Raw genomic sequence first — 13,560 nt, forward strand, 5'->3', positions numbered from 1 at the left:
GGCGCGGATGCGCTCGCCCAGCGACACCGGCGCGCGCTTGATGCCGGCGAACAGGTCGGCCAGGCGGTTGCCGGCGTAGAAGGCGTCGCGCGAGGTCTTGAGCGAGTCGTGCACCGCTAACATGCCCACGAAGCCGGCCACGCCGATGGCCACCACCACCGCGATGGTGAGCACCTGCGCGCGCAACCGCGTCAGGTCGCGCCAGAGCTTGGTGTGCAGCGTACTCATCTTGAAGCGGTCACCAGCGCAGGGTGGACGCGGCCACCTTGTGCGGGTTCACATGGCTGTCGACGATGCGGCCATCGGCCAGGCGCAGCACGCGGTCGGCCATCTCGGCGATCGGCGCGTTGTGGGTGATGACCACCGTGGTGGTGCCCAGCTCGCGGTTCACGCGCTCGATGGCCTGCAGCACCATCACGCCGGTCGCGCAGTCCAGCGCGCCGGTGGGCTCGTCGCACAGCAGCACGGCCGGTCGCTTGGCGATGGCGCGCGCGATGGCCACCCGCTGCTGCTCACCGCCCGAGAGCTGCGACACGAAGTGGTGGCGCCGCTCGGCCAGGCCCACCAGGGCCAGCGCCTCGGCCGGGTCCATCGGATCCTCGGCCAGGTCGGTCACCAGGGCCACGTTTTCTTCAGCGGTCAGGCTGGGGATGAGGTTGTAGAACTGGAACACGAAGCCCACGTGCTCGCGCCGGTAGCGCGTCAGCTCGGCAACGCCCGCGCCGATGAGTTGATGCACCTGGCCTTCGTGCGTCCAGCTGGCCGAACCGCTGGTCGCGGTGTCCAGCCCGCCCAGGATGTTCAGCAGCGTGGACTTGCCACTGCCCGAGGCACCCAACAGCACCACGAACTCGCCGCGCACGATGTCCAGATCGACGCCGCGCAGCGCGTGCACGGCCGTGTCGCCCTCGCCATAGGTTTTGGTGAGGGCGCGGGCGGTGAAGACGGAACCGGAATGGCCGGAAGGGGCGGTGGAGTCCATGCGTCAATGTTCCACAAACGGCGTCATGACAGCCTGACGGGGATCAAGCCAGCGCAACACTGCCTGTCCATACGCTTTCCTGACGCTGGTGGCGTTAGGCTCTTGCCATGCACAGCCCGAGCATCACGCGCACCGTTCCCGCCCTGTTGGCCTGGGCCATCGCCTGGGCGGCGATGGCCGGCCTGGAAGATCGGCTGGATCTGGCCAACCTGGCCATGCTGCTGGTGCTGGCCTCGGCCCTGTCGGCCCTCTGGCTGCCCAGCTGGGCCAGCATGAGCGCCAGCGCGCTGGCGGTGCTGGCCTTCAACTGGTTCTTCGTGTCTCCCCGGTTCACCTTCACCGTGGACCTGCTCCAGAACGCGCTGCTGCTGGTGGCGCTGCTGCTGGTGAACTGGATCATCGCGGGCCTGGTGATCCGCCAGCGCCGTCTGGCCGAGACCGCGCAGACCGCGGCGGGCCGCGAGGCGCGGCTGCGCCAGTGGGGCGACACGCTGCGCGACGCCAGCGACCCAGCGGCCCACGCGGCGGCGCTGCGCGCGGCCCTGCAAGAGGCCACCAGAGGTGCTGTGGCGGTGTCGGTGCTGCGTGGACTGGGCGGCCAGCCCGAGGACGCGTCCACCCTCACCGCTGGTGAGCCCGATGGGGAACAGCGCACCGGCCTCGCCCTGTGCATCCGCGACGGCCGCGCAATGGGCGCTGGCAGCGGCCGCTACGACGAACTGCCCGACGCCTACCTGCCGCTGCGAGGACGCGGCATCACCCTCGGCGCCGCCCTGGTGTGCGACTTCGCGCGGCACCCCCATGCGGCTGATTTGAGACCGCACCTGCAGGCGCTGTGCGACCAGATGGGCGGTGCACTGCACCGTTCGCTGATCACCCTGCAGGAGCAGCAGGCACGCGAGCAGGCGCAGTTGCAGGCCACGCGCAGCGCGTTCCTGGCCGCGATTTCGCACGACTACCGCACCCCGCTGGCGACCATCATGGGGGCCGCGTCGGCCCTGCAGGCGCAGGGTGAACGCATGGACGCCGGGCAGCGCCACCGGCTGGCGGCGGACATCGTGGAAGAAAGCGAGCGGCTGGCGCGCCTGACCGACAACACGCTGCAGCTGGCGCGCCTGGACGCACCGGCGGTGAGCCTGCGGTGCGACTGGGAGTCGGCCGAGGAGATCGTGGGCGCGGTGTTGCGACGGGCGCGGCAGCGGCCGCAGGGTGCACGCATCAAGGCCTGGGTGGAGCCGGGCCTGCCGCTGCTGTGGTGCGACGCGATGCTGGTGTCGCAGTTGCTGGACAACCTGCTGGACAACGCGCTGAAGTACAGCCCGGCCGACTCGCCGGTGGCCCTGCACGCGGCGCGCAGTGGTGACGACATCTGCCTGAGCGTCAGCGACCAGGGACCGGGCATCAGCCCCGCCTGGCGCGAGAGGGTGTTCGAGGTGTTCCAGCAGGGCGAGTCCGCCGCAGCGCCTGTGGGCAGCGAACGCGAGCGCCAGGGCGCCGGCGTGGGGTTGGCGGTCTGCCGGGCGATTGCCCGGGCACACCAGGGCGAACTGCAGCTGGTGGCCCCGCCCGGCGGTGGCTGCCGGTTCGACTTCCGCCTGCCCCTGCGGGCCGCGGCGGACGGGCCGCCCGATGCCGCTGACCCGCCACCCCGGACCGCACCATGAGCCGCCGGATCCTGCTGCTGGAAGACGACCGGATGTTGCGAGCCTCGCTGGGCGAGGCGCTGCGGATCGAAGGTTATGCCGTGACCGCCGCGGCCAGCCTGGCCGATGCGAGGGCCGTGCTGCGGCACGCGGCACCCAACGAACCGATCGAGCTGGTGCTGCTGGACCTGGGCCTGCCCGATGGCGACGGGCAGGACCTGCTGGCAGAACTGCGCCGGCAGTCGAACCTGCCGGTGATCGTGATCTCGGCGCGCGAAGCCGAGGGCCAGAAGATCCGCCTGCTGGACGAGGGTGCCGACGACTACCTGGTCAAGCCGTTCGGCATCGGCGAGTTGCTGGCGCGCGTGCGTATGGCGCTGCGGCGGCGGGGCCACGCCAGCGAGCCGGCCATCCTGCAGTACCGGCACGGCGCACTGGACATCGACCTGCGCGCCCGCCGCGTACGACGCGGCGGCGCCGATGTGCACCTGACCCCCACCGAGTTCGACCTGCTGGCGCGGCTGGTGCGGCAGGCCGGCCAGGTGGTCACGCACCGCCAGCTGCTGGCGGACGTGTGGGGCGCCGAGCATGTGGAGCAGACCCACTACCTGCGCCTGTACATGGGTCAGCTGCGCGCCAAGCTCGAAGAGGACAGTGCCGAGCCGCAACACCTGCTGACCGAACCGGGCGTGGGCTATCGCCTGGCGGAGGCAGAGTAAGCCCCCCTGCGCCGCTGACGCGGCTTCCCCCCTGCTGCGCGGGGGGACGCACCCTGTGGCCGGGCCAAGCCCGTTCCACGGGTGCCCTGGATCAGACACTTCGCGCCGGATGCGTTCAGGTGTCGCCCTTTCTCCACTTATGCGTTCCTGATGCGCGGCGGCGCATCGTGGAAGCCTCTGAAGTCACGGAGCTTTCATGCAGAACCCCAACACCGCCGCCACCGATGCGGCCCCCCGCACCGCCGGCCAGCAGGGCCTGGCCGCGCTCACACTGGCCGCCATCGGCGTGGTTTACGGTGACATCGGCACCAGCCCGCTGTACACGGTCAAGGAAATCTTTGCGCCCCACACCGGCGTGCCGCTGGACGCGCCGCACCTGATCGGCGCGGTCTCGACCATCTTCTGGGCGCTGATGCTGGTGGTCACGCTCAAGTACGTGATCCTGATCCTGCGCGCTGACAACCACGGCGAAGGCGGCGGCCTGGCGCTGACCGCGCTGGCCGCCCGTGCGGTGGAGCAGCGCCCGGCCCTGCGCAACGCCCTGCTGCTGCTGGGCGTGTTCGGCGCCACGCTGTTCTATGGCGACAGCCTGATCACACCTGCGATTTCGGTGCTCGGCGCCATGGAGGGACTGGAGGTGCTGACGCCGGCGCTCAAGCCGTATGTGGTGCCCGCAACCGTGGTCATCCTGATCGGCCTGTTTTGCATGCAGCGCTTTGGCACTGCGGTGGTGGGCCGCTTCTTCGGCCCCATCATCGTGCTGTGGTTCACCGTGCTCGGTGCGGTGGGCGCCTGGCACATCGCGCAGCAGCCGGCCATCCTGGCGGCGCTGAACCCGCTGCACGCCTGGGAGTTCCTGTCCGGCCGAGGCTGGCATGTGTTCGCGGCGGTGGGCGCCATCGTGCTGGCACTGACCGGTGCCGAGGCGCTGTACGCCGACATGGGTCTCTTCGGCCGCAAGCCCATCCAGATCGCCTGGACCGTGCTCGTGCTGCCAGGTCTGGCGCTGAACTACCTGGGCCAGGGTGCGCTGCTGATCGGCGACCCGTCGGCCATCCAGAACCCCTTCTACCGCCAGTTCCCTGAAGCCTGGCTGCTGCCCGCGCTGGTGCTGGCCACGCTGGCGGCCATCATCGCCTCGCAGGCCGTCATCTCGGGCGCCTACTCGCTGACCAAGCAGGCGATCCAGCTGGGCTTTTTGCCGCGCATGCGGGTGCGCTACACCAGTGCACGCGAGATGGGGCAGATCTACATGCCTGGTGTCAACTGGGCGCTGCTGGTGGGTGTGCTGGCGGTGGTGCTGTTCTTCCGAAGCTCGTCGGCACTGGCCAGCGCCTACGGCATCGCGGTGACGCTGACCATGATGATCACCACCGTGCTGACCTACTTCGTGGTGCGCGAGGGCTGGCGCATGCCGGCGCCGGTGGCCATAGGCGCGACAGCGTTCTTCCTGGTCATCGACGCGCTGCTGGTGGCTGGCTGCGCCATCAAGTTCATGGACGGCGGCTGGTTCCCGCTCACGCTGGGCCTGGTGCTGTTCGTGCTGATGAGCACCTGGCGGCGCGGCCGCGAACTGCTGATGGACAGCATCCGCCGCGACGGTCTGGTGCTGCAGGACTTCATCGACCAGCTGGACCCGCGCAGCGTGCACCGCGCCGAACGCACCGCCGTGTACGCGGTAGCCGACCCCGACACCGTGCCGCAGGCCCTGCTGCACAACCTCACGCACAACCAGGTGCTGCACGCGCGCAACGTCATCCTCACGGTGCGTTTCCACGACGTGCCCTGGGTGCCGATGGAGCGCCGGGTCGACGTGCAGGCGCTGGACCACGGCTTCTGGCGGGTGCAGGTGAGCTACGGTTTCATGAACACGCCCGACATCCCCAAGGCGCTGGAACTGACCGCCTCGCACGGGCTGGCGGTGCCGCTGTTCGAGACCAGCTACTTCCTCAGCCGCGAGACCGTGGTGCCCACGCGGGGCAGCGGCATGGCGAACTGGCGCGAGAAGCTGTTCGCCACCATGAGCCAGAACGCCGGCGGCGTGGTGGAGTTCTTCCGCCTGCCGGGCAACGCGGTGGTGGAGCTGGGCACGCGGGTACCGATCTGACGGCCCATCCAACGGCCGGCCTGAATGGACGATGGTCAGGGTCGCAACAACGCCCCCCGCGCCGCCGCCACGATCTGCCGCGTCAGCCCGTCCAGCACACCCGACGCGGCGCGCGCAGTCTGCCAGTGCAGCGGCACGTCCAGCGGCGTGCCCGGCACCAGCTCCACGAGCGATCCGTCGGCCAGCTGCTGGGCCACCATGGCCTGCGGGAACATCCCCCAGCCCATGCCCGCCAGCGCGGCGGTGACGAAGGCCTGGGGCGACGGCAGGGTGTGGCGCGGCAGCTGCACGTGCCGGTGGCACAGGCGTCGCACCCAGCTGGCCTGCAGTTCGTCCTTGTTGTTGAACAGCAGGCTGGGCGCCTGCGCCAGGCTGCCGGCACCCACACCCTGCGCGAAGTACCGTGCCACGAAAGCCGGGCTGGCGGCGGCCAGGTAGCGCATCACGCCCAGCGGCTGGCTGTTGCAGCCGGTGGCGGGCCGCGCGGCGCTGGTGACGGCGGCCACCACGGCGCCGGTGCGCAGCCACTCGGCCGTGTGGTCCTGGTCGTCGACGCTCAGGTCGACCAGCACCGGCGCCTCAGCCGCAAACGCCGCCAGCGCGGGCGCGAACCAGCTCGCCAGGCTGTCGGCGTTCACCGCCACCGGCAGGCGCACGCGCACGCCGCCCTCGGGCGCCACCGTGGGCAGCGCGTCGCCCAGTTCCTGCTCCATCAGCAGCACGCGGTCCATGTGCTGGCACATGCGGCGCCCGGTGTCGGTGGGGGTGCAGGGCTGGCCGCGCACCACCAGCGCACAGCCCACACGTTCTTCGAGCAGGCGGATGCGCTGAGAGATCGCGGATGGCGTGACGTGCAGCGCGCGCGCCGCGCGGTCGAAACTGCCTTCGCGCACCACGGCGGCCAGGGCGTTGAGGGCGGCGTAGTCCAGCATGGATGCAGTTTTTCTTAATCGGATGAAGGAAAGACAGTTTGCCTTCACCCGCCAACCCAGGCAATCTCGGCGCATGTCGTCCACTTCGTTTGCCCAGATCCTTCCTGTGTTCGTCCAGGGCCTGCTGCTCAGCCTGGGGCTGATCGTCGCCATTGGTGCGCAGAACGCCTTTGTGCTGCGCCAGGGCCTGCGGCGCGAGCATGTGCTGCCAGTGGTGGCCTTCTGTGCGCTGGCCGACGCGGTGCTGATCACCGCCGGCGTGCTGGGCATGGCGCAGGCGCTGGGCCGCCACCCGGCGCTGGCCCAGGCCATGGCGCTGGCGGGTGCAGCCTTCCTGGCCTGGTACGGCTGGCAGGCGCTGCAACGCGCGCGCCGCGCCAGCCAGTTGCAGGCAGCCGACGGCGGCACGGGCCTGAGCCGCGGCGCGGTGCTGGCGCAAGCGGCGGCCTTCACCCTGCTCAATCCGCATGTGTACCTGGACACGGTGCTGCTGGTCGGCAGTATCGGCGCGCAGCAGCCTGCCGGGCTGCAGGGCTGGTTCATCGCCGGTTCCAGCGTCGCCAGCCTGGGCTGGTTCACCGCGCTGGGGTTTGGCGCGCGCTGGCTGGCACCGCTGTTTGCCAAACCACGTGCCTGGCAGGTGCTGGACGCCCTGATCGGCCTGACCATGTGGGTGTTGTCGGCAATGTTGCTGCGCCTCGCGCTGGCACCTGTCAGCGCCTGAGCCGCCTTGCACAATCGCCAACATGTACCGCCCCGCCCACTTTGAAGAAAACCGCTCTGAGGTGCTGCACGCCATGATGCAGGCCCACCCGCTGGCCCAGCTGGTCACGCACGGTGCCGATGGCCTGGATGCCAACCCCCTGCCCTTCGAGCTGGACACCGCCGCCGGCCCGCACGGCACCCTGCGCGCCCACGTCGCGCGCGCCAACCCGGTGTGGCAGCAGGCGGACGGCACCGAGGTGCTGGTGATCTTCCAGGCGGCCCAGGGCTACATCTCGCCCAACTGGTACCCCAGCAAACCCGAGCACCACCGCCACGTGCCGACCTGGAACTACGCGGTGGTGCACGCACACGGCCGCCTGCACGTGATGGACGACGAGCGCTTCGTGCGCGGGCTGGTGGCGCGCCTGACGCGCGAGCACGAACAGCGCAGCCAGCAGCCGCGCCCCTGGCGCATGGGCGATTCGGCGCCCGACTTCATCGACGGCATGCTCCAGGCCATCGTCGGCGTCGAGGTCGAGATCACCCGCCTGGTGGGCAAATTCAAGCTCGGCCAGAACCGCGAGGCCCGCGACCGGGAAGGCGCCGCCGCCGGCCTGGATGGGCTGGGGCAGCACGACCTGGCCGAGGCGATGCGCAGCGCGGCGGTCCCCAAGCAGGGGAATTGACGGTCCCGCAGGCGTCTGTTTCGGCGCCCGAAAACCACGACCAGCCGTGACAATCACCCGGTGAAAACCCGCCACTTTGCCCAGCTCGTGGGCCTGTCCGCGCTCTGGGGCGCCTCGTTCCTGTTCCTGCGCGTCGCCAGCCCGCTGCTGGGGCCCACGGTGATGGCCACCAGCCGCGTATTGCTGGCCACGCTGACACTGGCCGCGCTGATGGCCCTGCTGCGCGAACCCTGGCCCTGGCGCCACTGGCGCGAGCTGTTCCGCCTGGGCGCGCTGGCGCTGGCCGCCCCCTTCCTGCTCTACGCCTGGGCCGCGCTGCGCCTGCCCGCCGGCTACAGCGCCCTGCTCAACACCACGGTGGTGCTGTTCGGCACCCTGGCATCGGCCTGGCACGGGCAGGACACGCTCAGTGCCCGCAAGCTCATCGGCTGCGCCATCGGCTTTGTGGGCGTCGGGCTGATCCTGCAACTGGGGCCGGTGGCGCCCACCGCCGAAACGCTGGCTGCGGCACTGGCCTGCATCGCGGCGGCGGCCTGCTACGGCGTGTCCACACCGCTGATGAAAAAAGCCACCGAACACATGCAGCCGCTGGCGATCGCCACCGGCATCAGCGCCGCCGCCTTCGTGATGCTGCTGCCCGCCGGCCTGTGGGGCCTGCCGCAGGCGAACTTCACGCCCACGGCCATGGTCGCCCTGCTGATCATGGGCGTGTTCACCTCGGGCCTGGCCTACTGGCTGAACCTGCGCATCATCCGGCACGTTTCGCCGGTGGCGGCCACCAGCCCGGCCTTCCTCATCCCCGTGTTCGGCGTGACCTGGGGCCACCTGTTCCTGGGCGAGTCGCTCTCGCCCGGCATCTTCGCCGGGGGCGCGCTGGTGCTGCTGGCCACGGCCCTGGTGACGGGCTTCAACCCCTGGCGCCGCACCGGCGTGGAAACGCCGCCCTGACGCCAGCCTGAGCCTACAGCTTTCAGCGCCGCGGCCGATACGGCATGTGAACCCCGGTGGTGTCGCCGGGCAGCGGAGTTGCCATGTCAGTTGCATTCCCGGCCGGCGCGTCGGCCACCGCCATCGGCCTGAGCGGCCTGCGCGCGGCACAAACGCGGCTGGACACCACCGCCCATAACGTCGCCAACGCGCAGACCCCGGGTTTTCGTCGCCACACGGTGCAGCAGACCGCCATGCCCGAGACCGGTGGCGTGCAGACCCAGGCGGTGCGTGAAGACACGGCACAGTCGGGTGACCTGGGCCACCTGGCCGAAGACCTGGTGGAGCAGCGCATGGCGCTCTACAGCTTCGCGGCCAACCTCAAGACCATCGCCACCGAAGACCGCATGCTCGGCAGCCTGCTGGACCGACAGGCCTGAACGGTCCCAACGGCCCTGCTGGCCCGCACCTGATGGATCAGTCTCCGCCCGGAAAGTCGTAGTCGTCGTCCACCGCGCGGCCGGCCATGTAGGGCAGCACACGGGCCAGAAAAATCTCGCCCATCCAGCGGCGCACGGCGGCATCCTGCAGGTGGGGGCCGCCATCCAGCGTCAGCGCGCAGAAGTGGCCGATGCCGTCGTCCAGCGTCAGGCCCGGGGGCAGCGGCGGCGGGCACAGCACGCTGCCATCGCTCTGGGTGCTGATCTCCAGCTGCCAGGCGTTCATGAACCGGTGGAAGTAACCCACCGTGCCCTTGCGCCAGACCTCGGCGATGTAGACGCTCCAGGAGCCGTGGTCCTCGATCACGAAGCCCCAGTCGAACTCGTACACCGCCTGCGGCGCGTCGGCGAACACGCCGATCTGCTGCGCATCGTCGCGCGCGGCGAACTCGGCGAACAGTGGCCCCGGCCCGGTGGGCTGGGCGTTCACAAAGCGCTGGATGTCGTCGGTGTCGAAACCGAACAGCGGGTCCGGGTCGGACATGGGGCGCTTGGCCCGGTTGATCAGGCGCGAGGTGGCGTCCACGCTCTTTTGGGCCTGGATGCACTGATCCATGAAGGTCTTGCGCCCTTCGGGCGTGGCCAGCTGCTCCAGCGTGGCGTCAAAGGCCTTGTCGTCTTTCAGGTGCCCGTCTTCGCGGAAGCGCAGCACGATGTCCAGCATCGCGTTGCGGGTGATGTGCTCCAGGGTGTAGGCCATCTCGCCGCCTTCGAAGTCGGTCATCGAGCGCTGGATCCAGGCCATGGTTTCCTGGTGCGACAGGCCCTGGGGCGCGCGCGGCATGTCGTTGAACAGGGCTCTCAAGGCCCTCACCGTGTCCAGATCGCTGGCCATGGGGCCTCCGTTTTGGGTTCCAGGGAAAGAATCATCAAGTCCATTGTGCCGCGGCGGCGGCACCGCGGCGCAACAGGCCCTGTGCAGGGCGTCACGGTCAGGGCCATGGTGTGGTCGGGCGCGGAAAGGAGTTTCAGTAGTACCTTTTCGTCACTTCGCCCGAAATCTTGAGCACGGAGCCGACCGGGCGGCGGAACTGGCAGAATCGCCGGCCCTGCGCGCCTCCGGTGCGCGTTGTCCCGCCTCCCTGTTCCCGCACCCCATGTCCCCTTCTCCTGCCGGCACGCTCGGCATCGACTTCGGCACCTCCAACTCCGCCATGGCCTGGGCCGGCCCGCAAGGCCCGGCACGGCTGATCCCGCTGGAAGGCACGGCGGTGGCCATGCCCACCGCGGTGTTCTTCAATGCCGAAGACCAGCGCATCCACTTCGGCCGCGACGCCATGGCCCAGTACCTGGCCGGCACCGAAGGCCGGCTGATGCGATCGCTCAAGAGCCTGCTGGGCAGTTCGCTCATCCTCGAAAGCACGGTCGTCAACCACCGGCAGATGCGCTTTCTGGACATCGTCGCCACCTTCCTCGGCGAACTGCGCCACCGCGCCACCCTGGCCCTGGGCCACGCACCCGAACGCGTGGTGATGGGCCGGCCGGTGCACTTTGTCGACGAAGACGCCGCGCGCGACGCGCAGGCCCAGCAGTCGCTGCTGGAAGCGGCGCAGGCCGTGGGTTTCAAAGACATCACGTTCCAGTTCGAACCCATCGCCGCTGCGCTGGACTACGAACAGCGGCTGGAAAAAGAAGCGCTGGTGCTGGTGGTGGACCTGGGCGGCGGCACCTCCGACTTCACCGTGGTGCGCCTGGGCCCGCAGCGCATGGCGCAGGCCGACCGCAGCGCCGACGTGCTGGCCACCACCGGCGTGCACATCGGCGGCACCGACTTCGACCGCCAGCTCAGTCTGGAACGCGTCATGCCGCTGCTGGGCTTTCGCCATACCGGCCCGCAGCAGCGCGAAGTGCCCAGCCGCGTGTTTTTCGATCTGTCCACCTGGCACCTGATCCACTGGCAGTACCAGCCGCGCGCCATCGCGCAGGCCCAGGCGCTGCGCACCAACTACAGCGACCCGGTGCTGCACCAGCGCCTGATGCGCGTGCTGCAGGACAAGCAGGGCCACCACATCGCCCACGAGGTGGAGCAGGCCAAGATCCGCGCCTCGGTGCAGGACGCCGACACAGCCGTGGACCTGGACGTGGTCGAAGCCGGCCTGAGCGCCGCGCTGGGCCCAGCCGCCCTGCACGAACACCTGGACGCGCTGCTGGAGCGCACCGTGGTCTGCGCCGCCGAGTGCGTGCTGCGCGCCGGCCTCACCGCCGATGCGCTGGACGCGATCTACCTGACCGGCGGTTCTTCGGCGCTGCGCCCCTTCCAGCAGGCGCTGCGCGCGGCCTTTCCCACCGTGCCGCTGGTCGAGGGCGACCTGTTCAGCGGCGTGGCGGCAGGCTTGCCGTACAGCGGATAGCCACCCGGAGCGCATGCCCGATGCCAGGGCACCCGTGGAACGGGCTCTGCCCGGCCACAGGGTGCGTCCCCCTCCGAGCGCCGCAGGCGCGTCAGAGAGGGGGAAGCCGTGCAGCGGCGCAGGGGGAGCTTCACTTCAGCGCGCGCAGGCGAAGTGCGCAGCCAGTGGCCACCAGAGCGCAGGCAGACGACAGCCAGAACACGCTGGACAGACCAAAAGCCGACGACAGCAGCCCGCCGCCCAGCCCGCCGATCACGCCCGGCAGGCCGTAACCCACCACGGTGTACAGCGCCTGGCCGCGGCCGCGCAACCGGCCCGGGAAGTGGTGCGAGATCAGCGCGATGCACACCGTGTGGTGCGCTGCGAAGGTGATGGCGTGCAGACACTGCGCCAACAGCAGCAGCGGCCAGACCTGCGGCAACCCGGCCGTGAGCGCCATGCGCAGCGCCATCAGCGCGGCGGCCAGCACCAGCCAGCCGGTCAGGCTGAGTTTTGGCAACCAGCGGCCCTGGGTGAAGAACCAGCCGATCTCGATCAGCACCGACAGCGCCCACAGCAGGCCGATGACCGTCTTGCTGTAGCCCAGGCTGTCGAGGTAGAGCGAGAAAAAGACGTAGATGAAGATGTGCGCGAGGATGTGGAAGAACACCGCCGCGAAGAACCAGCGCACTGGCGACTGCCGCAGCAGTGGCCAGATGGCGGGGTGGTCGGTCTCGTGGTGCGCGGTCTCCTTGTGGTCGGGCAGCCACCAGACGCTGGCCACCACCGCCAGCAGGGTCACCAGCGTCCACGCCGGGAAGTGGCCCAGGCCGAAATGCTCGAACCACCAGCCCGCCACCATGACGGTGACCAGGAAACCCAGCGATCCCCACAGCCGCACGCGGCCGTAGCGCTTGGCGTCGAACGCCCCGCCCTGGCTGACCAGGTGGGCCAGCGCCGCCTCGCTCATGGGCATCATGGCGCTGGTGTGGGTGAACATGAGCAGCAGCACCACGAACAAGGCCACCGGTCCGAGCGGGAACCACAGCGCCATCGAGAAGACCAGCGCCGCCGTGGCGCCATAGCGCAGCAGCTTGACGCGCTCACCGGTGCGGTCGCTCAGCGTGCCCCAGGCGTACGGTGCAAACAAGCGCGTGGCCGACTGCACCGAAGTCAGCACGCTGATCGCGAACAGCCCGAACCCCAGATCCTTCAGCCAGAGCGGCAGGTAGGGGTTGAAGAAGCCGATGTGGGCGAAGTAGCTGGCTGAAAGCGCCGCGAACGGCAGAAGCTGTTTTCTTTGCTCAGGCACGACCGGCGGCCGCAATGTCGGGCGTGGTCACCTGAACGTCACCGCACTGTGCACGGTGGCGCAGCGCATGGTCCATCACCACCAGCGCCAGGAGCGCTTCCATGATGGGCGCTGCGCGGATGCCCACGCAGGGGTCGTGGCGACCCTTGGTGATGACCTCGGTCGGGGCGCCCGCCACGTCGATGGAGTCGCGCGGGATCAGGATGGAACTGGTGGGCTTGATGGCGACCGACACGTCCAGGTCCTGCCCGGTGCTGATACCGCCGAGCACGCCGCCGGCCTTGTTGCCGACAAAGCCTTGCGGGGTCAGCGAATCGCCGTGGGTGGAACCCTTGTCGGCCACCGAGGCGAAGCCGGCGCCGATCTCCACGCCCTTGACGGCGTTCAGACCCATCATGGCGTAGGCGATGTCGGCGTCCAGCTTGTCGTACAGCGGTTGGCCCAGGCCCACGGGCATGCTTTTCGCCACAACACGCAGGCGCGCACCACACGAATCGCCGCTCTTGCGCAGCGCGTTCATGTAGTCCTCCAGCGCCGACACGTCGGCCACCGGGGCGAAGAACGGGTTGTTCGGCACGTGGTCCCAGCTCTCGAAACCGACCGGCACTTCGCCGATCTGCGTCATGCAGGCGTGGAAGGTGGTGCCGAACTTTTCCTTGAGCCATTTCTTGGCCACCGCGCCGGCCGCCACGGTGGGCGCCGTCAGGCGGGCCGAGC

The 13,560-nt window shown here is 69.8% G+C and carries 14 protein-coding genes; 8 read left to right on the forward strand and 6 right to left on the reverse strand.

Annotation, left to right across the window (positions count from 1 at the left end; genetic code table 11):
* Both ACR2JA_RS01115 and ACR2JA_RS01120 read right to left on the reverse strand, forming a co-directional pair.
* Positions 1-228: hypothetical protein (locus tag ACR2JA_RS01115; RefSeq protein WP_434007302.1), on the reverse strand; the 228-nt coding region annotated here is incomplete at its 3' end.
* A 10-nt stretch (positions 229-238) separates the two neighbouring features.
* On the reverse strand, positions 239-982 hold the full coding sequence (locus tag ACR2JA_RS01120; RefSeq protein ID WP_434007303.1) for an ABC transporter ATP-binding protein: 744 nt from the start codon (positions 980-982) through the stop codon (positions 239-241).
* A gap of 107 nt (positions 983-1,089) precedes the next feature.
* On the opposite strand from ACR2JA_RS01120, the gene ACR2JA_RS01125 reads away from it, so the two are divergent.
* From ACR2JA_RS01125 to ACR2JA_RS01135, 3 genes are all read left to right on the forward strand, one after another.
* On the forward strand, positions 1,090-2,646 hold the full coding sequence (locus ACR2JA_RS01125; protein WP_434007305.1) for a sensor histidine kinase: 1,557 nt from the start codon (positions 1,090-1,092) through the stop codon (positions 2,644-2,646).
* A complete protein-coding gene (locus ACR2JA_RS01130; protein WP_434007306.1) occupies positions 2,643-3,344 on the forward strand; it encodes a response regulator in 702 nt (233 codons plus the stop codon). Before ACR2JA_RS01125 ends, ACR2JA_RS01130 begins: the two co-directional genes overlap by 4 nt.
* Before the next feature lie 196 nt (positions 3,345-3,540).
* Positions 3,541-5,451, forward strand: coding sequence for a potassium transporter Kup (locus tag ACR2JA_RS01135; protein WP_434007307.1), 1,911 nt, complete (start codon positions 3,541-3,543; stop codon positions 5,449-5,451).
* 35 nt (positions 5,452-5,486) lie between these two features.
* Here the strand turns inward: ACR2JA_RS01135 and ACR2JA_RS01140 are convergent, their stop codons facing one another.
* Positions 5,487-6,383: a LysR family transcriptional regulator ArgP gene (locus tag ACR2JA_RS01140; protein ID WP_434007308.1), complete on the reverse strand. Its 897-nt coding sequence runs from the start codon at positions 6,381-6,383 to the stop codon at positions 5,487-5,489.
* A gap of 73 nt (positions 6,384-6,456) precedes the next feature.
* Between ACR2JA_RS01140 and ACR2JA_RS01145 the strand changes: the two genes are divergently transcribed.
* The 4 genes from ACR2JA_RS01145 to ACR2JA_RS01160 all read left to right on the forward strand — a co-directional run bounded on the left by ACR2JA_RS01145 (position 6,457) and on the right by ACR2JA_RS01160 (position 9,141).
* Positions 6,457-7,107, forward strand: coding sequence for a LysE/ArgO family amino acid transporter (locus ACR2JA_RS01145; RefSeq protein ID WP_434007309.1), 651 nt, complete (start codon positions 6,457-6,459; stop codon positions 7,105-7,107).
* Positions 7,108-7,129: 22 nt separating this feature from the next.
* Complete coding sequence (locus ACR2JA_RS01150; protein WP_434007310.1) at positions 7,130-7,774, forward strand: FMN-binding negative transcriptional regulator; 645 nt, start codon at positions 7,130-7,132, stop codon at positions 7,772-7,774.
* Between the two features lie 60 nt (positions 7,775-7,834).
* A complete protein-coding gene (locus ACR2JA_RS01155) occupies positions 7,835-8,722 on the forward strand; it encodes a DMT family transporter (RefSeq protein WP_434007311.1) in 888 nt (295 codons plus the stop codon).
* An 83-nt stretch (positions 8,723-8,805) separates the two neighbouring features.
* Positions 8,806-9,141 (forward strand): flagellar basal body protein, encoded by a 336-nt coding sequence (locus ACR2JA_RS01160; protein ID WP_434007312.1) that lies wholly within the window; start codon positions 8,806-8,808, stop codon positions 9,139-9,141.
* A 37-nt stretch (positions 9,142-9,178) separates the two neighbouring features.
* Here ACR2JA_RS01160 and ACR2JA_RS01165 read toward each other — a convergent pair whose 3' ends face one another.
* Positions 9,179-10,036, reverse strand: a complete 858-nt coding sequence (locus ACR2JA_RS01165; protein ID WP_434007313.1) for a hypothetical protein — start codon at positions 10,034-10,036, stop codon at positions 9,179-9,181.
* A gap of 262 nt (positions 10,037-10,298) precedes the next feature.
* Between ACR2JA_RS01165 and ACR2JA_RS01170 the strand changes: the two genes are divergently transcribed.
* The gene (locus tag ACR2JA_RS01170) at positions 10,299-11,552 is read left to right on the forward strand and encodes an Hsp70 family protein (protein ID WP_434007314.1); all 1,254 of its coding nucleotides are present in this window, start codon (positions 10,299-10,301) and stop codon (positions 11,550-11,552) included.
* 130 nt (positions 11,553-11,682) lie between these two features.
* Here ACR2JA_RS01170 and ACR2JA_RS01175 read toward each other — a convergent pair whose 3' ends face one another.
* On the reverse strand, positions 11,683-12,843 hold the full coding sequence (locus ACR2JA_RS01175; protein ID WP_434007315.1) for an MFS transporter: 1,161 nt from the start codon (positions 12,841-12,843) through the stop codon (positions 11,683-11,685).
* On the reverse strand, positions 12,836-13,560 hold a 725-nt coding region (gene aroC, locus ACR2JA_RS01180), incomplete at its 5' end, for a chorismate synthase (RefSeq protein ID WP_434007316.1). The genes aroC and ACR2JA_RS01175, both read right to left, overlap by 8 nt.

Source organism: Hydrogenophaga sp. (assembly GCF_051007235.1).
Taxonomy (GTDB): domain Bacteria; phylum Pseudomonadota; class Gammaproteobacteria; order Burkholderiales; family Burkholderiaceae_C; genus Hydrogenophaga.

Excerpts from the sequence above, each read along its gene's own strand:
- ACR2JA_RS01145 (WP_434007309.1), top strand. The coding sequence starts at position 6,457 with ATGTCGTCCACTTCGTTTGCCCAGATCCTTCCTGTGTTCGTCCAGGGC.
- ACR2JA_RS01170 (WP_434007314.1), top strand. The coding sequence starts at position 10,299 with ATGTCCCCTTCTCCTGCCGGCACGCTCGGCATCGACTTCGGCACCTCC.
- ACR2JA_RS01165 (WP_434007313.1), bottom strand. The coding sequence starts at position 10,036 with ATGGCCAGCGATCTGGACACGGTGAGGGCCTTGAGAGCCCTGTTCAAC.
- ACR2JA_RS01150 (WP_434007310.1), top strand. The coding sequence starts at position 7,130 with ATGTACCGCCCCGCCCACTTTGAAGAAAACCGCTCTGAGGTGCTGCAC.
- ACR2JA_RS01135 (WP_434007307.1), top strand. The coding sequence starts at position 3,541 with ATGCAGAACCCCAACACCGCCGCCACCGATGCGGCCCCCCGCACCGCC.
- ACR2JA_RS01160 (WP_434007312.1), top strand. The coding sequence starts at position 8,806 with ATGTCAGTTGCATTCCCGGCCGGCGCGTCGGCCACCGCCATCGGCCTG.
- ACR2JA_RS01120 (WP_434007303.1), bottom strand. The coding sequence starts at position 982 with ATGGACTCCACCGCCCCTTCCGGCCATTCCGGTTCCGTCTTCACCGCC.
- ACR2JA_RS01130 (WP_434007306.1), top strand. The coding sequence starts at position 2,643 with ATGAGCCGCCGGATCCTGCTGCTGGAAGACGACCGGATGTTGCGAGCC.
- ACR2JA_RS01140 (WP_434007308.1), bottom strand. The coding sequence starts at position 6,383 with ATGCTGGACTACGCCGCCCTCAACGCCCTGGCCGCCGTGGTGCGCGAA.
- ACR2JA_RS01125 (WP_434007305.1), top strand. The coding sequence starts at position 1,090 with ATGCACAGCCCGAGCATCACGCGCACCGTTCCCGCCCTGTTGGCCTGG.